Genomic DNA, 19,218 nt, shown 5'->3' with positions numbered 1-19,218 from the left:
TGAACCTAATTAAGGCGCAACCTCAATAATGTCATCCATTGAGTAATTGCCTAACCCGGCTAAATTCATATCTAGTGCATTACCGGCACCAAAGCGCACACTGCTAACCGTTGAGTATGAGCCGTTTGTAATACTTGTTCTTTGACCCGATGATGGATCAATCCCCGTGGCTTTAATTGTGTATAAACCTGCAGGCATTTGTTCACCAGAACTGTTTTTTCCATCCCACGTATAAGTTAGCGGGCCTTCAGAAGTCGCTCCTAACTCTAACGTCTGAATGGTTTTACCCGAGCTGTCTTGAACATTGACACGAATGTCATTCATGCCACCTTCAAACAACAATTGCGCTGGCATCATGTACTCTTCTTCACCTACTTGGAAAAGCGCAGCCTGTTCTGATTCAACTAATACTTGGCGACCAACCATAGATGAAGCTTGCAATGCTTTATTCGACGTTTGATTAACTGTGTTGTTGGCCAAAAACTCACTAAATTGGCTGGTAAAGGTGTCAAATTTATCACCTAAGTCGGTAATACCTTCAGCCATAGTGAAACTGGTCATCTGTGAAATCATTTCTTCGTTACTAGCAGGGTTGGTTGGATCTTGCGCAGCTAACTGGGTAGTTAACAACGAGAAAAAGTCCTCTTGCCCCATAGTGTTACGCTCTGATTCACTCTCGTTCTGAGTTGCCGTGTTTGAGCGTAAACTTTCCAAATAACTAGCAGCACTGGTATCAATCGTTGACATAAATATAAACCTCTACCCTTATTTACCTTGGCCGATTTGCAAGGTACGCGATAACATTTTTTTCGCGTTGTCAGCAATTTGAATATTGGTTTGATAAGCACGTGAAGCCGAAATCATATTGGCCATTTCTTCCATCACATTTACGTTGGGCTTATAGATATAACCGTTTTTGTCCGCCATTGGATGATTCGGGTTATATTCGATATTAAGTGGTTTATCACTTTCAACTACACCCATAACTTTTACACCAATGCTTTCACTGTTTTCCATATTGCTACTTGCTCGAGACATTTCGGCTGCAAAAACTGGATGACGAGCTCGGTAAGTTTGATCAACCGATGAACTGACACTGTCGGCATTAGAAAGATTACTGGCTGTGGTATTTAAGCGCACTGACTGTGCACGCATAGCTGAGCCAGAAATATCAAAAACATTAAATAAACTACTCATTAGCCTTGCCCACCGTTAATTGCTTTTTTCAAACCAGTAATTTTGTCAGTCATAAACTGAACACTGGCATTAAAGCGTAATTGATTTTGTAGAAACTCATTTCGTTCGGCTTGCAATTCAACCGTATTACCATCACCAGTATCTGGTTGGGTTGGTGTTCTAAATTGCAATCCATCATTCATAGTCGACTGAACATTAATGTGCTTTTCGCTAGTACGCTCTAAAGAAGTTGTATACTTTCTTCTCTCGCCAGCTAATGCAGCTTGAAAGTCAAAATCTCTAGCTTTATAACCAGGCGTATCCGCATTTGCTATATTGCTCGCTAAAACTTCTGAGCGTTCGATGCGCAGCTGGATAGCTTGCGGATGCACACTAAAGGCTTTATCTAACGAAATCGCCATTTTTTTGTCTCCTATGTTACTTAAACTAGACAAAGCAACTTAGATGCCAAATTTACAAAGACTCGACAAAAGGCACATCAAAAAACAAACAAAACACTTTAATATCAAACATTTAAAACAAAACCAGAGTCTAAAGCAGACGACTCAAATTTAAGTTAAAACAAGATGTTTTTTAGATTTTGGCAGGTAAAAACAATAAAGCGGCAAGGATTGCCGCTTTATTTTTTCTTAGGACGGTAAACAATTCCTGGATTACAGCGCTGCATTTCAAAATCATCACTTAAACCAGTAATAGATTCAGAAGCGCCTAAAAACAGATAACCATCAGGATTGAGAGCTTGGGCAAATTGACGCAGTATTTTCGCTTTATTTTCAGCAGAGAAATAAATTAATACGTTTCGACAAAAAATAATGTCAAATTTGCCTAACAAGGAATAACTATCTAACAAATTCATTTGTCGGAAGTTAACCAAATTTCGAACATTATCACGTAAACGCATAGTGCCAGCTTCAGCGCACGGCTCAAAAAATTGCTGTTTACGCTGTGGCGATAAACCTCTAGCCAACGCCAACGAGTCGTACACACCACTTTTACAGATATCCAGCATAGACGGCGAAATGTCTGTACCTAATATATTGACTCGTGCGCCCATACGTTTCTTTTGTTGATATTCCAAAGCTGTCATAGCAATAGAGTATGGTTCTTGACCTGAAGACGAAGCCGCAGACCAGACTTTGATACCACCAGCTTTACCGTCGTATTGAGGGAAGATATCTTTAACTAAAACTTCAAATGGGTAAGAATCTCTAAACCAAAGAGTTTCATTAGTTGTCATGGCATCAACAACAGCAGCACGCAATTGTCGCTCTGTTATATTCATCGCACGGTTAACTATTTCACCTAAACTGTCCGCTTTATACTTGGACAATAAAGGTGATAATCGGCTTTTGACTAAATACTGCTTATTTGTACCCAGCACAATGCCACATTGATGCTCAAGAAAAGTACAAAATTTATTGTAGTCGTCAGTTCCAATGGTTTTATCTAACACAGAGTATTCCTAATCTTAAACATTCAACCATTTTTGTACCGCACCAGCCAATTCGTCTGGATTAAATTTGGCAATGAAGTCATCAGCGCCCACTTTATCAACCATAGCGTGGTTAAACACCCCACTCAAAGAAGTATGCAAAATAACATGTAGATTTTTAAGTTTTGGATTATTTTTAATTTCCGCAGTTAAGGTATAACCATCCATTTCTGGCATTTCAATGTCAGAAATTAATAAAGCTACTTTGTCAGTTACATCGCCGGTTTCTTGGGCTAACTCATTTAATTTAATTAATGCATCTTTACCGTTTATGGCTAGCTGCATATCAATGCCCAAGCCTTCCAACGCACGTTTTACTTGGTTACGCGCAACCGACGAGTCATCGGCAATAAACAATACTTTGTTAGTGTAATCTTTGGTGACAGGGTTTGATTCCAACACCTCTTTACTGACTTCGGCATCAATTGGCATGATTTCATGGAGGATTTTTTCTACATCTAAAATCTCGACCAACTCTTTATCAACTTCGGTAACCGCGGTTAGATAACTATAGCGACCAGCACCTTTTGGTGGTGGCATAATTGATTCCCAATTAATATTGATAATTCGCTCAACCGAAGAAACCAAAAAGCCTTGCACCGAACGGTTGTACTCAGCAATTACAATAAAACAATCTTCAGTATTTTGAATTGCTCGGCCACCTGTTGCCATACCTAAATCAATCACTGAAATAGTTTGGCCACGAATATGCGCAACACCACGTATATATTTATTTCGTTTTGGTAGCGAAGTCAGTTTTGGACACTGTAGTACTTCCCGAACTTTAAACACATTAATACCAAACCTTTGTTGGCCTTGTAATTTAAACAGTAAAAGCTCTAGCCTGTTTTGACCAACCAGTTGTGTTCTTTGATTTACGGAATCTAGTACTCCGGCCATTTTTATCTCCAGATTTAAATAGAGTAGATAGCAGTATTGCCTCTATCAGTTTCGGCACAATGTTTGCCTAACTTAACCCTAAAAGCAGAAAAAGTTACCAAATCAACAAATATTTGACAGATATTAGATTCATTTATAACGCTTTTTTCAAATTAAGCATAGTCGAATATTTAAAAAGTGGAACTTAAATTAGTTAGGTAAATATTATGAAGTTAACTACCCATTTATTGTGCTATTTATTCAGTATAATGTCTTTTACGTCAATGGCGAATGTCTATGATAAAAAACACATTGAGTCGCTTGCTGAAGAGCATGCACTGTCTATTTATCCGGCTGAAGCCGATGAGCAACTTGAGGCGTTTGCATCACCCATTGATAGTAGATTAACCATTAGACCTTGTGATAGTGAAATTACCGCACAAGTACCCAACTTTAACAGCTACTCAAAAAATATGACTGTACGTATTCGTTGTGAGGGTGACGACGGTTGGGGGTTATATGTGCCAGTTCAAGTCAAAATTATGACGCCTGTGATTGTCGCGGAAACTTATATCGAATCTGGGCAAACCATCACACAACAAGACTTAAAAGTGGCAATGATTGAAAAGAATCGTTCAAGAAATGGCTTTATTGCCGATATAAAAAGCATAGTAGGCAGCAAAGCAAAAAGGCAAATTCGCTCGGGAGAGGCTATAATTAGCAAAAATATTTGTTTTGTCTGCCAAGGAGAACTGGTTACAATAGAAGCGGTATCTAACAACTTGAGTGTTAAAACAACCGGCGTCGCCCTGTCTGATGGCAGTTATGGTGATACTGTGAGTGTAAAAAACCGTAGTTCTAACCGGGTCATTCAAGGACGGGTCAGCTCTGTATCAGAAGTGCAGATTTTTTTATAAAACTAGCTATTAATTGCTAAAGTTTTTAAACTTATGGCCGATACAGATAGTGAAGTTAAATTTTTAGGTAAAGATCATGGCTATCAATGTAAACAATCTGAACAATAATCAGGTTGGTAAAGCAGCGGCAGAGGCGCAACAAAAAGCGCAACAAGGCCAGCAAACAGCCAACCAAACAAACACTCAAGCTGCGCAAACAGGTGCGCCGCGTCAAGACTCTGTGTCGCTTACTCAAACAGCACAGAACTTGAATAATTTAACCAAAAAGGCTAACGATGCCTCAGGGTTTGATCAAGAAAAAGTGGACAAGTTAAAAAAAGCAATCGCTTCTGGCGAATACAAAGTGAATGCAGAGAAATTAGCTGCTAACATTATTGCAAGTGAAGGTAAACTTTTCGGTTTATAAGATGACAACAAACGCGGTTGATTTATTACAGCAACAACAAGATAACCTAAACCAGTTAATGGGTTTATTGGATAGTGAGCTGTCTGCGTTTAAAAATCGCCAAGCCGATGAAGTTTACCAAATCGCGCAAAACAAAAACGAGTTAATCAACCAAATCCAGCAGATTGATAAATCAATTGCCGAACTGGCTGATTTAGACCATTTAAAAACTCAAGATGATTTTGCTGCTAAAGTTGAGCAAATAGAAACGACTCTAGCACAAGTAAAAAGCAAAAATGCCGTTAATGAACGTGTTATTCGCACTAGCCTTAACAATGTGCAACGCTTAAAACAATCCATCCTCGCGTTAAAAAATTCCGACGCTATGACTTACGATAAACAAGGTCAGGCAAAAACCCAAACCTTGGGTAAAGGTATTAAAGCTTAGTTCTTTCGTAGAATAGTTCCCCCCGCACTCTGGTATACTCCGCTTTTGAAAAAAACTCGCTACTCGTCTGGTGGAAAATGAGCCCATTTGAAGCATAATTTTATAAACTCGCTTGCCTTCTATCTCCATATAACTTTTGAGAGGTAATTCATCCATGAAGGACCACTCCTGTCGTCATCCCTGAATTCACCTCATCAAACTGCGAAGCGGTGCTTCGGTTTCGATTCGCCCTTATCTTTTGAAGTTTTATAAATTAGCATTCAAACAGGCTCATATCAGGCGTTTGAGTTGCTGTTGTTTTTGATTACAACCGCCACTTATTTAGCGTCTGCATAAAAGCAGCACAAAGCAATATAAATGTTTAGAGAGATGGTTGGGGTTGTGTTTCTCAAAACTTCCAATCGGTAGGGATACCGTTTGAGAGCGGGCCATGGATGGCCTTGAAGCGCTTTTGAGAAATTCATCGCAAGCAGCTCGATTTTCTCAGCCACAATTACGCAGCGCCCTGGCAAAGCTATGCTCTAGTATTTTCGCTATTTTTGCACCGCTTGTGCAGCGCTCAACCCACCAACACAAACTCTAATATAACTTGGTGTTTAATTCTCGATCGATTAATAGATTAACTAGGAGTTATTTGCGAGTAACCCCTATGATTGGAAACTCGCAAAACCAAAGTAAGAGGTGCAACTTACTCCTTCACCAACTTAATGCCATCCTTTTGCTTACTCGGCATCAACTGCTGGGCAACATTGTGCGGAATAAAACCTTGAGCTGAAGCAACAATGCCACGCGACTCAATACCAACAACACGCGCAACTACTTCAACACCATTGTCTTTATAAGTAAAAGTACCAGTTAACACATATTCAATTGGATGCCACTGACGTAACTCGTCGATATCACGACTTAATGCAAAGTCGCCGGTTTCGGTTACACGAATTGTCCCTGTCGCTTTATAATCAACTACGGATAAACCCAACACCATAGCTTGATGCTGAAAACTTTCCGCTAAATGAATGCCGAATAAATTAGTCTCTTCTAAATTGGAATCAACCGGCACAAAACTCGCAACCGCAACAGGTGTTTTATCAGTCACATAGCGCATATTCTTAATCAGCTTAATCGCCATAGCCTCTACATAATCACTAATGGCTAAACGAGTGTCAGAACGAATATGGCTATTTTGTTGATTTAAAAACCTATGTGGATCACGCGCCCAATGATTCAATAACGCTGGGTCTTGATGACCATTAAAACTTTCTAGAGACAAACGCGTATTTGTTTCCGGTTCAGTTTGCTCTTGCTGCGCCCAAGGAGACGTGACCTGGCAAGCAGACAAAGCCAACACAGAAACTATTGGCGATGCAATTTTTAGATTTTTCAACGTTTTCATAATGTCCTCACTTTCAATTCGAAAGTTGCCGCCTAATGGTATCTCGCATCTATAATTCGAGTTTGCCCATTGGTAAAGGCTCTGATGCGATACAAATCGCGTAAATTTAATTCTAACTCAGTGATATACACACCATCTAAGTGATAAGTTTTAATAATACGTGCACCTTTAATCACCCCTTGCACCGAGGCTCTAACACTCTCATTACCTAACACTAGATCACTGACTTTTACTTGGCTATTTAATTTATAACCATGTACTTTTTCAGTTAAATCTCTATATGCATCCAGTTTAGACGCTTTTATCGCTTTAACCATTTTAGTCGATTTGTCTTGGCCTAACTGACTGTCAATTGGCGCATAACCAATAGCAGAAACAATGTAATCTTGCTCAGGTAGATCGTATTGCCATTGATAATGTTTATTTATCTCAACCGTAGGCATGGTATTTTGGCAGCCAACAATAACCAATAAACTGATTAATAAAACAAAGAGTCTAATCATATTGAACTCCATTAGCCTGAGGTACGCGTGCCCGCTCTCCTTTATGAATTAACATACCGTCTTGGGTCATAATTTCTTGGCTAGAATAAAAAACATTGTGTGGCACAAACCCCTGCGCAGATGCAATAACCTGCTTACTGCTGCTATCCATCATTCGTACATTTACTACAGCGCCGTTTTGATGCATAGATAAAGTACCGGATAATAAGTACCTAACATCAACATGGCTATTTAGTTTATTAATGTCGCGGCTCCAAATTTTATCGGCCTGCTGCCCCACTTGAATGTCACCAGTTAACTTAAAATCAACCACAGAATAACCACGTTTTTGCAGCTCATAAATAAAACTTTCTTCTAACTGACCACCTAAAGCTTTTAACGGATGCCCTTGCCCATCGATAATCTGACGATTGGCTTGCTCAACAAAATGGGTAACGGCAACATTACCATATAAACTTTCAGGACGGACATTTAACAGTAGCTCATCTGCTAGCATAAAAGCATAAGCTTTTATTGATAGCTGACTGACACTAGGCTGATAATATTGTGGCACTTCCTGAGGCATTTTCTCCGGCACTATATAACTATGGGTAGATTTGTACGCACATCCACTTACAAGTAAAACACTTGCAGCAACCAAGGTTAAGTTTAATGAATTATGCCAGGCCATAAAATGCTCACGTAAATTAGTCAAAAATTACTTCTTGGCTGGATTACTGCAAAATTAGTTCCAAAATTATAATAAGCATATTTATTAATTGCCTTAGCTCCACAATCAAATAATTTTTTCTTTTAAATCAATCTCTAGCTAACAATAGTGTAAGTTTTCCACTCAATGAGAGGTTTTGGCACAGTCTTAGCTTTATCTAATCAATAAAGCTAATTTTGGCGATTTAAAGGTTAATTCGTCAATTAAATGACTGTTTGTGATAGGTAGTCGAATAATGAAAGTTTTGACAAAAATAATCTTTAGTATGCTGTTAACTCTGCCGTGGGCGAATTCTAGTTACGCTGCTTGGTATCAAGCCAGCGCTTCTAGCCGTGTGATCAACGGCAATATTGCTCAGGCGCGCCAAGCAGCGATTGAAGAAGCAGTTAAACAAACTTTGTTGTTTTCTGGTGCTTCCATCACTAGCTCTCAACAAGTAACCAACGGATTATTGACGCAAGACATGTTTATGGTTCGCGCTAGCGGCGTGGTCAATGAAATTGAATTGTTGGACGAGTCAATTAACAAAGGTGAGCTGTCTGTTACGGTTCGCGCAGATATATTTGCCGATACTCGGCAATGTTATGCCTCAGACTACAAAAAAGCTATTACTGTGCTGCCATTGCAAATCAGACATAATGAACATGCAAAAATCGGTGGTCTATATCAACTGGGCATGGTGTTAGGTGAACAAATTTATCAACAAATGAGCAGTCATAGTCGGAATGTTGAAGTAAGAGATTTTTACCAAAATCCCATTTTAAATACCCAAGAAAACAAAAAAGATCAGGTATCGAGCAATCAATCAGCTGCAATATTGCAACAAATAGCGCGACAAACCGATAGCCAATTGGTTATCTCAGGTGAATTGGTCGACTTATCTATTGGCAGTACTTCCAACCAACTCACCCAATGGTTTAGCAATCAAACAGCCGAAAGATTTTTTGAAATGCGCTTATATTTACACGATGCCTTTACTGGAGAGCGTATTCAACAATTTGATTATTTTGACCAAACTATGTGGGAGTTTGATTTAAAACAAAGAGTTGATCTGACAAGTCGACGTTTTTGGTATAGCGCCTACGGGCAAATCATTAAACAATCGATAGCTAAAGCAGTCTCTGAAATTGATGGCTCACTTGCGTGTGTTGCAGCTAAAGCAAGAATTGTGGATGTTGATGCGCACCAAGTCCGATTTAACATAGGTCGTAACAACAATGTGCAGTCTGGAGATATTTTTACCATTTTACATCAAGCGAGTTTTGTTGATAAAAATGGTATTAGCCGCCCACATTTTATTGTTAGTCGCCATCAAATAGAAGTGACTCAAGTGTATGGCCAGTCAGCTATAGCGGTTAGCCAAAACAAAGAGTTATTAGCAAATATTCAAGCAGGTGATATTGTACGCCCATTTAGTGTAATGGATTAATTAACTTCGTGTATCACTTGTGGTGACGGACTTGGCGCATTTGGCATGCGCCACAAGTATAAAGACACACAAATAGCAATGCTAAACAACATAGCGGCTAACCAAACTTTGCCGATAACTAGAGCCGAAGCAGTCATGCTCAGCCAAATTAAACTGATAGCACGAATTTTCGTTTGTTTTTGAATACCTCTATAAGCTTGATAATCTCGAATCATTTGTCCGAAATATTTTTGGCGGAGTAACCACTGGTGAAAACGCGGTGAGGATTTAGCAAAACAGCCTGCCGACAATAAAACGAATGGTGTTGTTGGCAACACAGGTAGTACCACACCGGCAACCGCCAGCGCGAGTGACACCCACCCTGCAATCATTAAACTTATTCTTACGACAGTCTTAAGCATAGATTGAATACTCCAAATTCACCGCTAGCTAATTTAACACTAGCAGCAAGATAAAAAGCAGACAAATAATTCCGACAAAAATTTATCTGCGTTTTAAATAATGCATTGCAACTAGAGTAAAAACTAAACTTGGGATCAGCGCACCTAATACTGGCGGGAAGTTAAATACCAGGACCACAGGGCCAAATATTCGATTGGCAATAAAAAAGCCAAATCCTGTCATAACCCCCATCAAAATGCGCGCGCCCATAGAAGTACTGCGTAATGGGCCAAAGATAAAAGACAGTGCAACCAACATCATAACGGCAACCGTCACTGGCTGAAAAACTTTACGCCAAAATGCCAATTGATAACGAGTTGGATCTTGCTCATTACCAGCAAGATAATCCAAGTGGTCGTGTAAATCAGTTAACGACCAAGCTTCAGGTGTGGCATTAGCAACCGTTAACTTATCAGGGGTTAACTTACTTGACCAAGACTGCTCATCAGTGTCAAAACGAACAATATGCTCAGCAAACAATTGAGTATTGTTTACTTGTTTAAGATGCCAGCCATCACCTGTATATTCTGCTTGTTGCGCGTAAGTCACTTGTTGCAACTTCTGCGCGTCGTTAAACTGATAAACTGTTACTTGTTGTAATGCTTCAGGCTGCTGCCCATCACCAACAAATACAAAGTTATTGCCATCTTTTAACCACATAGCTTTTGGCTGCAAACTATTCCCTGTGCCGTATATCGCGTCATCGCGCACCTGCTCTGCTTTTACTTCTAATTTAGGTGCAACAAACTCACCTATCAAGAGCACAAGTACAACCATAAGTATAGTAGTTTTCATTGCTGATTTAACAATGTTAAGTTTTGACCAACCTGCCGCCTGCATAACAATTAGTTCAGAGTTAGTTGCCAATGCGCCTAAACCTAACAAACCACCTAACAGCGCAGCCATAGGAAAAAAAACTTCAATATCACGTGCAATAGAATAAACCACAAATAACGAAGCTTCCGCCATGGTATAGGTGCCACGGCCTATGTATCTTAGTTGTTCAACAAACCGAATCAAGCCACTTAACGCAGTTAAAACTAAAATAGAGAAAAATGTCGAACTAACAATCGAGCGGCCAATATAAATATCTAAAATTTTAATCATGCTAAACGTCGTCCTTTTTTAAGCTTAAACAACAACTGACGACCTAAAGTTCTTTCCATAGTAAACAAGTACCCACCGTACATAAGTGCACCGGCATGTATCCACCACAAACCTATGCTTGTTGGCAATTTACCATCTTCAAGTGCAGATTTACCTGCCATTAGTAACAAGAAATAACACAAATATATTGCAAATGCTGGGACCATTTTGGCGTATTTGCCCTGGCGAGGGTTTACTCTAGCCAAAGGCACAGCAATTAATGCAACAATCAATACAGTCAAAGGCAATGAAATGCGCCATTGTAGTTCTGCAATATGGCTAAGTTCATTCGACTGCCATAACTCTTGGCTAGATACAGCCATTAGTTTTAGCCTACGCTCTTCAATGGTTTGCTCTTTCACCACCATGCGATATTGGCTAAAGTCGGTAATTTGATAGTTTAAGCGGTTGGTGCCACCTGAATAGGCTGTGCCATCAGACAATACCAGCTGTTCTGTGCCATCTGCAAAGGTTTCCATTGTACCTTTATCTGCGTAAACAAGATGAAACTCATTATCAAAGTTGGTGTCTGGGTTGACCTTAGCAACAAACACTCGGTCGAACGAATTATCTTGTTCGCTTTCGTGAACAAATATAACGGCTTTTTTGTTGCTTGATTCCTTAAATTGGCCTGGCACTAATGAAGATATACCTACATCTGAGCGAATTTCTTCACGCAAGCTTTCACGCTTTTCATAAGATAACGGGGTTAAATACAAAGCAAACAAGCCAGTGATTAAAGCGACTATTAATGCAAACGACAAAGTAACCCGCGTGATATACCACTCACTGACCCCACAAGCTTTAAATACCGTCATTTCACTGTCAGCATACATTTGTCCATGCGCCAGAAAAATACCGATAAACAAACTCAGAGGTAAAATTAATCCAGCCAGTGGTGGCATGCTTAATGTCAGCATGTCGAAGACTAAAGAAGTTGGTACTTTGCCGTCCATTGCGTCATCTAAAACACGCATTAACGTCTGAGAGCTAAATATGGCTAACAATACGCTGAATACAGCGAACTGGGCTTTAAAAGTTTCTGAAAAAATATACCGAAAAATAATCAAACTTTTATCCGTTTATTGTCTATTTTGCTGCAAACCAACAAAAATTTAAGTAAACTCGTTGTTTTCGCAAAGTTAAGCACCATTTTAGGCAAATGCGTGGCAATTTTGTCCTACGCAGCCCTGTTTAACGTATCAGCAGATAATAGCAGTTTATCCGCGATTTGAATTGCTTTTAGCTAGGCTTGCAACAAATTATATAGCTTCTTCGAGAAAAGTAATCCCTTGATATTGCCCTATAGGCAAAAAAGACTATGTTTAATGGGTGAAATTGTCAGTTTGCAAGCTAATTAAGCTAAAGCTATTTTAGGAGTCAGTATGGAATTTAGTGTAAAAAGTGGTAGCCCAGAAAAACAACGCAGTGCTTGTATTGTTGTGGGCGTATTTGAGCCAAGACGCTTAACCGCTGTAGCTGAGCAGCTAGACAAAATTAGTGATGGTTATATCAGTAACCTTATTCGTCGTGGTGATTTAGAAGGCAAAGCCGGCCAAATGTTATTACTTCACCACGTACCTAATGTATTAAGCGAACGTGTATTACTGGTTGGCTGTGGCAAAGAACGTGAATTAGACGAACGCCAATATCGCCAAATTATCGCTAAAACAATTAACACGCTTAATGAAACTGGCTCAATGGAAGCTGTATGCTTTTTACCAGAATTACACGTTAAAGGCCGTGATATTTATTGGAAGTTGCGTTTAGCTGTTGAAGCAACGCAAGATTGTTTATATACATTCGACCAATTAAAGAGCAAAAAAGACGAAACTCGCAGGCCACTGCGCAAAATTGTCTTTAATGTGCCAACCCGCCGTGAATTACATTTAGGTGAAAAAGCAATTGAACAAGCATTAGCAATATCTACAGGTAAAAAAATCTGCCGTGATGTCGCCAACATGCCACCAAATATATGTAACCCTGAATATCTAGGTCAACAAGCTTTAGCTTTAGCTGAAAACTACCAGACAATTGATACTTACCTGGTTAAAGAAGCAGACATGGAACAACTTGGTATGGGTTCATACCTAGCGGTTGGTCGAGGCTCTGATAATGAATCTGTCATGTCTGTTATCCAATACCAAGGCGCAGGTAAAGATGTTGCCCCTATAGTATTAGTCGGCAAAGGTTTAACCTTTGACACAGGTGGTATTTCAATTAAACCTAGCGAAGCTATGGATGAAATGAAATACGATATGGGTGGTGCAGCTTCAGTATTAGGTACTATGCATGCATTAGCACAGCTTAATTTACCTATTAACGTTGTTGGTATTTTAGCTGGCTGTGAAAACATGCCTGGTAGTAACGCATATCGACCAGGGGATGTATTAACCACTATGTCTGGGCAAACAGTTGAAGTATTAAATACCGACGCAGAAGGCCGTTTAGTATTATGTGATGCCCTCACTTATGTTGAGCGTTTTAATCCAGATGTTGTCATTGATGTTGCAACATTAACCGGCGCTTGTGTGATTGCATTAGGTAAACACGCAACAGGATTAATGAGTAATCATAATCCACTGGCGCACGAATTGATGAACGCTTCAGAACAATCTGGTGACAGAGCTTGGCGTTTACCTTTATGGGATGAGTATCAAGAACAATTAGAAAGTCCATTTGCGGATATGGCCAATATTGGTGGCCGCCCAGCAGGTAGTATTACCGCGGGTTGTTTCTTGTCACGCTTTACCCGTAAATATAACTGGGCACATTTAGATATTGCAGGCACAGCTTGGGTAAGTGGTAAAAACAAAGGCTCAACAGGTCGCCCTGTGCCTATGTTAACCCAATACCTAATTGACCGTGCGGCAGAAGTAACTAACAGTTAATGACTCAAGTAACTTTTTACATAGTAGAACAACAGCCGGACGTGAATGTATCGGCTGTTGTGCATTATGCTTGTGAACTTGCTTCACAGCATTATCGTCAGAATAGTCGTGTATTTATTTTTGCCGATAATCAGCAGCAAGCAGAGCAAATTGATGAATACCTGTGGCAATTCGATCCAGCGAAATTTGTTCCACACAATTTACTCGGCGAAGGTCCTAAATACGGCTCACCAGTCGAGATTAGCTGGCAACCACCGCGTGGACGCAAAGATGTGTTGATAAATATCAGCCAACAGATGCCAGCTTTTGCCAAACAATTTAAACAAGTATGCGATTTTGTACCGGCAGATGAAGCCGAAAAAGTACAAGCACGTGAACGTTATAAACATTATCGAGCTGCAGGTTTTGCGCTAGCAACCACACCTGCAACAACCAATTAATACAGTATTAGAGTAAGACACCGGCTATGGAAACTAAATTTAATCCATCCAATATCGAAAAAGCCCTTTACCAAGCTTGGGAAGAAAAAGGCTATTTTAAACCGTCTGGCGAAGGCCAAGCGTACAGCATTATGATCCCACCACCCAATGTGACTGGTAGTTTGCATATGGGTCATGCTTTCCAAGACACCATAATGGATACACTGATCCGTTATAAACGTATGGATCAATTTAACACTTTATGGCAAGTCGGTACTGACCATGCAGGTATTGCGACACAAATGGTTGTTGAACGCAAACTAGCAGCAGAAGAAGATAAAACACGTCATGATCTAGGCCGTGAAGCTTTTATCGACCGAATCTGGGATTGGAAAAAAGAGTCAGGTGGCACCATTACTCAACAACTACGTCGTTTAGGCGCTTCAGTTGATTGGGATCGCGAACGTTTTACTATGGATGATGGTTTATCTGAAGCAGTAAAAGAAGTGTTTGTTCGTTTACACAAAGAAGATTTAATCTATCGTGGCAAACGCTTAGTTAACTGGGATCCTAAACTACACACAGCTATTTCAGATTTAGAAGTAGAAAACAAAGATAAAAAAGGCCATATGTGGAATTTCCGCTACCCATTAGCGGACGGTGTGACCACTAAAGATGGCAAAAACTACATAGTTGTTGCCACTACTCGTCCAGAAACCATGTTAGGTGACACGGGTGTTGCGGTTAATCCAGAAGATGAACGCTACCAAGATTTAATCGGCAAAGAGATCATTTTACCAATTGTTGAGCGCCGCATTAAAATTGTCGCCGATGAACATGCTGATATGGAAAAAGGCACAGGTTGTGTGAAAATCACCCCTGCACACGACTTTAACGATAATGAAGTTGGTAAACGCCATCAACTTCCTATGATCAACATCTTCGATAAAGACGCAGCTATTTTAGCTCAAGGCGAAACCTTCACCTTTGATGGCAAACCACTTGAATTAGACGCACCAATTCCTGAACGTTTTCATGGTTTAGACAGATTCGCTGCGCGTAAAGCCATAGTTGCTGAATTTGAACAGCTGAGTTTGTTAGAAGTGATTGAAGATCACAGTTTAACCGTACCTTATGGTGATCGTTCTGGTGTTGTTATTGAGCCATTGTTAACTGACCAATGGTATGTGCGTGTTGCACCATTAGCAGAACCTGCAATTGACGCTGTAAAAAATGGCGACATTAAGTTCGTTCCACAACAATACGAAAACATGTATTTCTCGTGGATGAATGATGTGCAAGATTGGTGTATTTCACGCCAATTGTGGTGGGGCCATAGAATTCCAGCTTGGTACGATGCTGAAGGCAATGTATATGTAGGTCGTGACGAAGCTGAAGTACGTAGCGAAAACAATATCGCGGCTGATGTAACCTTAACTCAAGACGAAGATGTTTTAGATACTTGGTTCTCATCTGCCCTTTGGACTTTCTCAACCTTAGGTTGGCCAGAGCAAACACCTGAGCTTAAAACCTTCCACCCTTCAGAAGTGTTAGTCACAGGTTTCGACATTATTTTCTTCTGGGTTGCCAGAATGATAATGATGACAATGCACTTTATTAAAGATGAAGATGGCAAAGCGCAAGTGCCATTCAAAACTGTTTATGTAACTGGACTTATTCGTGATGAAAACGGCGACAAGATGTCTAAGTCTAAAGGTAATGTGTTAGATCCTATCGACATGATAGATGGTATCGACCTTGAATCTTTAGTAACTAAACGTTGTGGCAACATGATGCAGCCACAGCTAGCGAAGAAGATTGAGAAGAATACGCGTAAAACCTTTGAAAATGGTATTGAAGCACATGGTACTGACGCATTGCGTTTCACCTTAGCAGCTATGGCTTCAACCGGTCGTGATATCAATTGGGACATGAAACGTTTAGAAGGTTATCGCAACTTCTGTAACAAGTTATGGAATGCCAGCCGTTATGTATTGATGAACACAGAAGAACAAGACTGTGGTTTAAATGGCGGTGATATTGAATTGTCGTTAGCCGACAAATGGATTTTAGGCCGTTTGCAGCAAACGATAGAAACATCACGTAAATATATTGATAGCTATCGTTTCGATTTGTTAGCGCAAACCTTGTATGAATTTACCTGGAATCAATTCTGTGATTGGTACTTAGAATTAACTAAACCAGTATTAACCAGTGGTACAGAGGCGCAGCAACGTGGTACACGTAAAACCTTAATCCAAGTACTAGAAACTTTATTAAAATTAATGCACCCAGTTATGCCATATATCACTGAAGAGATTTGGCAAAAAGTAGCACCTTTAGCAGGTGTGACTGGCGAAACTATTATGCTTCAAGCCTATCCACAATTTACTGCGGATAAAGTCGACGAAGCAGCAATTGCTGACGTTGAGTGGTTAAAACAGTTTATTTTAGGTATTCGTAATATTCGTGGCGAAATGAACATTTCACCAAATAAACCTTTAAATGTATTGTTGCGTAACCTAAATGTAGATGACCAACGCTGTTTAGCTGAGAATCAAACCTTCTTACAGTCATTGGCTAAACTTGAATCGATTGAAATTCTAGCCGCTGACGACAAAGGTCCAGCTTCAGCAAGTGCCTTTGTTGGTGATATGCAGATACTTATCCCAATGGCAGGTTTAATTGATAAAGATGCCGAACTAGCTCGCTTGAAAAAAGCCATGGATAAAGCTGAAGGTGAACTTGGTAGAGTGCAAAACAAACTTTCTAATGAAAAGTTTGTCAACAACGCACCAGCACATGTATTGGACAAAGAGAAAGAAAAGCTGGCCGAGTTTGAAGGTGCATTAACTAAGCTAAAACAGCAATATGATGAAATATCTGCTCTGTAACCTATTAGCTTAGAGCGAAACTGTGTAATAGAGTGATTTACCTGCTCTATTACACATCTTCTAACCCTAACAAACATGGCATATCAACTTCGCCCCTATCAACAACAAGCTGTGAATGCAGCAATCGAACACTTCAAAAAGTCACCCAAATCAGCTGTAATTGTTCTACCAACTGGCTCAGGTAAAAGTTTAGTTATTGCGGAACTTGCAAAAAAAGCCAAGGGTAAAATATTAGTTCTGACTCATGTCAAAGAGTTAGTTGAACAGAACCATGCTAAATATCAAAGTTATGGCCTGACCGCCGGCATCTTCTCAGCAGGGTTAAATAAAAAACAAACCCAATTTAAAGTAACCTTTGCCAGCATTCAGTCAGTAGCACCTAACTTAACAAAATTCAGAGAAAAATTTTCTTTAATCATTATTGATGAATGTCATCGCATAGGTTTACCGTCAGAAAAACTAGTAAAGCCCACTGAAGATTTAACCAGTGAGACCGTGGGTAAAAAGCTTACAGGTCTAGCAACTGAAACCGCGCATAATCAATACACTAAGGTGCTTAGTCACCTACAAGAGCTAAACCCTAATTTAAGAGTATTAGGCTTAACAGCCACACCCTACCGGCTTGATACAGGCTGGATATATAGATACCACTACTATGGATTTGCTCGCAGCGAACATACAGTACAATTTGAACACTGTATTTTTGAACAACCATTAGCCGTTATGATCAAACAAGCTTATCTAACTGAGCCTAAATTAATCAAAGCAGCAACTGAGCATTACGATTTTTCATCCCTTAAAGCAACAGCCAATGGTGAATATAAACCTAATGATATTAATCAATTAGTCGCAAAATATCCAAGAGTCACCCAAGCGATTTGTGAACAAATATATCAGCATGGACAAACTCGCCAAGGAATTATGGTTTTTGCAGCGACAGTTGAACATGCACAAGAAGTTTTTCATTATTTAAGCCAGTTTAACCCAGAGCAAGCCGCTTTGATTACTGGCCAGACAGACAACAAAAAACGTGATGATTTAATCGAAGCTTTTAAACAAAAAAAGCTTAAATATCTAGTAAACGTTTCTGTTTTAACTACAGGTTTTGATGCACCTCACGTCGATTTCATTGCCATTTTACGTCCTACCCAGTCGGTTAGTCTTTACCAACAAATTGTCGGTCGAGGGCTAAGACTAGCGCCAAATAAAAAAGATTGTTTGGTGATAGATTATGCAGGTAATGATTTTGACCTCTATTACCCAGAAGTTGGCTCTGTTAGACCGAATAAAGGTACAGTGCCGGTACAAGTACCCTGCCCTGTATGTGATTTTCAAAATATCTTTTGGGGAAAAGTGGATGCGGATGGTGATTTAATCGAACACTTTGGCCGTCGTTGTTGGGGATTAATCCAGCAAGATCCACCAATCCAATGCAATTATAGATTCGTTTTTAAACAATGCCCTAAATGCCAGCACGAAAATGATATAGCAGCGCGTTACTGCGAAGCTTGCAAACAAGTATTGGTTGATCCAGATGAACAAATAAAAGACGCGCTTAAACTAAAAGATGCTATGGTCATTCGCTGTGCAGGAATAACCGCTGAAATTAAAGGCCAAGCGCTTTATATACAATATTTTGATGAAGACGGCAGCGAGATAAAAGAAAGCTTTAATTTTAATTCTAAGCGCCAACGCGAAGTGTTTAATCAAGAATTCTCAAGAAGAATTGGCTCTGGAGCCTCACCAAAACAATTTGATCAATTAACAGAGTTAGCTCCTTACTTAAGTATGTTGCCTCATCCAGACTTTATAATCGCCAAACAAGACAAAAAAGCCAAACAGAAAAACTGGCTAGTCAGCACCCGTATTTTTGATTATCAGGGAAATTATAGAAAGGCTAATCAGATTAATTAATACGAAGTTAGCAGAAGATTTTTCCGAATGAGTTAGGAATTTGTCTAACGTTAGGCCTGATTTGGACCGAGTTTCTTGAAAAACCGGATATAACAGATGCACAGCAACGGATGGAAAAAGCCCGCCTCGAATATTTACAGACTATAAACGAAAAAACCCCG

19 protein-coding genes are annotated in these 19,218 nt (G+C 39.7%); 8 read left to right on the top strand and 11 right to left on the bottom strand.

All coding sequences use genetic code 11. From position 1 onward, the window contains the following. Positions 1-9 precede the first annotated feature (9 nt). The 5 genes from ACMZOO_RS14730 to ACMZOO_RS14710 form a co-directional block, all read right to left on the bottom strand. Positions 10-747, bottom strand: coding sequence for a flagellar hook assembly protein FlgD (locus tag ACMZOO_RS14730; protein ID WP_440904090.1), 738 nt, complete (start codon positions 745-747; stop codon positions 10-12). An 18-nt stretch (positions 748-765) separates the two neighbouring features. Further along, positions 766-1,197: a flagellar basal body rod protein FlgC gene (gene flgC / locus ACMZOO_RS14725; protein WP_016955574.1), complete on the bottom strand. Its 432-nt coding sequence runs from the start codon at positions 1,195-1,197 to the stop codon at positions 766-768. Beyond that, positions 1,197-1,598 (bottom strand): flagellar basal body rod protein FlgB, encoded by a 402-nt coding sequence (gene flgB / locus ACMZOO_RS14720; protein WP_016955573.1) that lies wholly within the window; start codon positions 1,596-1,598, stop codon positions 1,197-1,199. The genes flgC and flgB overlap by 1 nt, the downstream gene beginning before the upstream one ends. A gap of 218 nt (positions 1,599-1,816) precedes the next feature. Further along, complete coding sequence (locus ACMZOO_RS14715) at positions 1,817-2,650, bottom strand: CheR family methyltransferase (protein ID WP_440904089.1); 834 nt, start codon at positions 2,648-2,650, stop codon at positions 1,817-1,819. Between the two features lie 15 nt (positions 2,651-2,665). Next, positions 2,666-3,589 carry a chemotaxis protein CheV gene (locus ACMZOO_RS14710; RefSeq protein WP_440904088.1) on the bottom strand — a complete coding sequence of 308 codons (924 nt, stop codon included), beginning with the start codon at positions 3,587-3,589 and terminating at the stop codon, positions 2,666-2,668. A 206-nt stretch (positions 3,590-3,795) separates the two neighbouring features. Between ACMZOO_RS14710 and flgA the strand changes: the two genes are divergently transcribed. From flgA to flgN, 3 genes are all read left to right on the top strand, one after another. Beyond that, positions 3,796-4,485 carry a flagellar basal body P-ring formation chaperone FlgA gene (gene flgA / locus ACMZOO_RS14705; protein ID WP_440904087.1) on the top strand — a complete coding sequence of 230 codons (690 nt, stop codon included), beginning with the start codon at positions 3,796-3,798 and terminating at the stop codon, positions 4,483-4,485. 76 nt (positions 4,486-4,561) lie between these two features. Then, positions 4,562-4,891, top strand: a complete 330-nt coding sequence (gene flgM, locus ACMZOO_RS14700) for a flagellar biosynthesis anti-sigma factor FlgM (RefSeq protein WP_016955569.1) — start codon at positions 4,562-4,564, stop codon at positions 4,889-4,891. A gap of 1 nt (position 4,892) precedes the next feature. After that, positions 4,893-5,318: a flagellar export chaperone FlgN gene (gene flgN, locus ACMZOO_RS14695; protein WP_440904086.1), complete on the top strand. Its 426-nt coding sequence runs from the start codon at positions 4,893-4,895 to the stop codon at positions 5,316-5,318. A 688-nt stretch (positions 5,319-6,006) separates the two neighbouring features. Here the strand turns inward: flgN and ACMZOO_RS14690 are convergent. The 3 genes from ACMZOO_RS14690 to ACMZOO_RS14680 are packed head-to-tail and all read right to left on the bottom strand — an operon-like array spanning position 6,007 to position 7,908. After that, a complete protein-coding gene (locus tag ACMZOO_RS14690; RefSeq protein ID WP_440904085.1) occupies positions 6,007-6,711 on the bottom strand; it encodes a FlgO family outer membrane protein in 705 nt (234 codons plus the stop codon). A 32-nt stretch (positions 6,712-6,743) separates the two neighbouring features. Further along, on the bottom strand, positions 6,744-7,214 hold the full coding sequence (locus ACMZOO_RS14685; protein ID WP_440904084.1) for an LPP20 family lipoprotein: 471 nt from the start codon (positions 7,212-7,214) through the stop codon (positions 6,744-6,746). Continuing rightward, positions 7,207-7,908, bottom strand: a complete 702-nt coding sequence (locus ACMZOO_RS14680; protein ID WP_440904083.1) for a FlgO family outer membrane protein — start codon at positions 7,906-7,908, stop codon at positions 7,207-7,209. Before ACMZOO_RS14680 ends, ACMZOO_RS14685 begins: the two co-directional genes overlap by 8 nt. Before the next feature lie 250 nt (positions 7,909-8,158). Between ACMZOO_RS14680 and ACMZOO_RS14675 the strand changes: the two genes are divergently transcribed. After that, complete coding sequence (locus tag ACMZOO_RS14675; protein ID WP_440904082.1) at positions 8,159-9,352, top strand: flagellar assembly protein T N-terminal domain-containing protein; 1,194 nt, start codon at positions 8,159-8,161, stop codon at positions 9,350-9,352. On the opposite strand, the gene ACMZOO_RS14670 is transcribed toward ACMZOO_RS14675, so the two are convergent. The 3 genes from ACMZOO_RS14670 to lptF form a co-directional block, all read right to left on the bottom strand. Continuing rightward, positions 9,349-9,753 (bottom strand): YbaN family protein, encoded by a 405-nt coding sequence (locus ACMZOO_RS14670; RefSeq protein WP_440904081.1) that lies wholly within the window; start codon positions 9,751-9,753, stop codon positions 9,349-9,351. The genes ACMZOO_RS14675 and ACMZOO_RS14670 overlap by 4 nt on opposite strands. Before the next feature lie 82 nt (positions 9,754-9,835). Next, positions 9,836-10,900 (bottom strand): LPS export ABC transporter permease LptG, encoded by a 1,065-nt coding sequence (lptG, locus tag ACMZOO_RS14665; protein WP_440904080.1) that lies wholly within the window; start codon positions 10,898-10,900, stop codon positions 9,836-9,838. Then, positions 10,897-12,009, bottom strand: coding sequence for an LPS export ABC transporter permease LptF (gene lptF, locus ACMZOO_RS14660; RefSeq protein WP_440904079.1), 1,113 nt, complete (start codon positions 12,007-12,009; stop codon positions 10,897-10,899). The genes lptG and lptF overlap by 4 nt, the downstream gene beginning before the upstream one ends. A gap of 315 nt (positions 12,010-12,324) precedes the next feature. On the opposite strand from lptF, the gene pepA reads away from it, so the two are divergent. The 4 genes from pepA (at position 12,325) to ACMZOO_RS14640 (ending at position 19,057) form a co-directional block, all read left to right on the top strand. Beyond that, entirely contained in the window at positions 12,325-13,830 is a 1,506-nt protein-coding gene (gene pepA, locus ACMZOO_RS14655) for a leucyl aminopeptidase (RefSeq protein ID WP_440904078.1), read from the top strand. Continuing rightward, a complete protein-coding gene (locus tag ACMZOO_RS14650) occupies positions 13,830-14,270 on the top strand; it encodes a DNA polymerase III subunit chi (protein ID WP_440904077.1) in 441 nt (146 codons plus the stop codon). Before pepA ends, ACMZOO_RS14650 begins: the two co-directional genes overlap by 1 nt. Positions 14,271-14,296: 26 nt before the next feature. Then, positions 14,297-17,143 carry a valine--tRNA ligase gene (locus tag ACMZOO_RS14645; RefSeq protein ID WP_440904076.1) on the top strand — a complete coding sequence of 949 codons (2,847 nt, stop codon included), beginning with the start codon at positions 14,297-14,299 and terminating at the stop codon, positions 17,141-17,143. A gap of 75 nt (positions 17,144-17,218) precedes the next feature. Further along, complete coding sequence (locus ACMZOO_RS14640) at positions 17,219-19,057, top strand: DEAD/DEAH box helicase family protein (RefSeq protein ID WP_440904075.1); 1,839 nt, start codon at positions 17,219-17,221, stop codon at positions 19,055-19,057. Positions 19,058-19,218: the final 161 nt, after the last annotated feature.

It is taken from the genome of Catenovulum sp. SX2 (assembly GCF_052056295.1).
In the GTDB taxonomy this organism is placed as follows: domain Bacteria; phylum Pseudomonadota; class Gammaproteobacteria; order Enterobacterales; family Alteromonadaceae; genus Catenovulum.
Note: the sequence above shows the minus strand (reverse complement) of the source record. Positions and strands in the feature narration are given on the sequence as shown.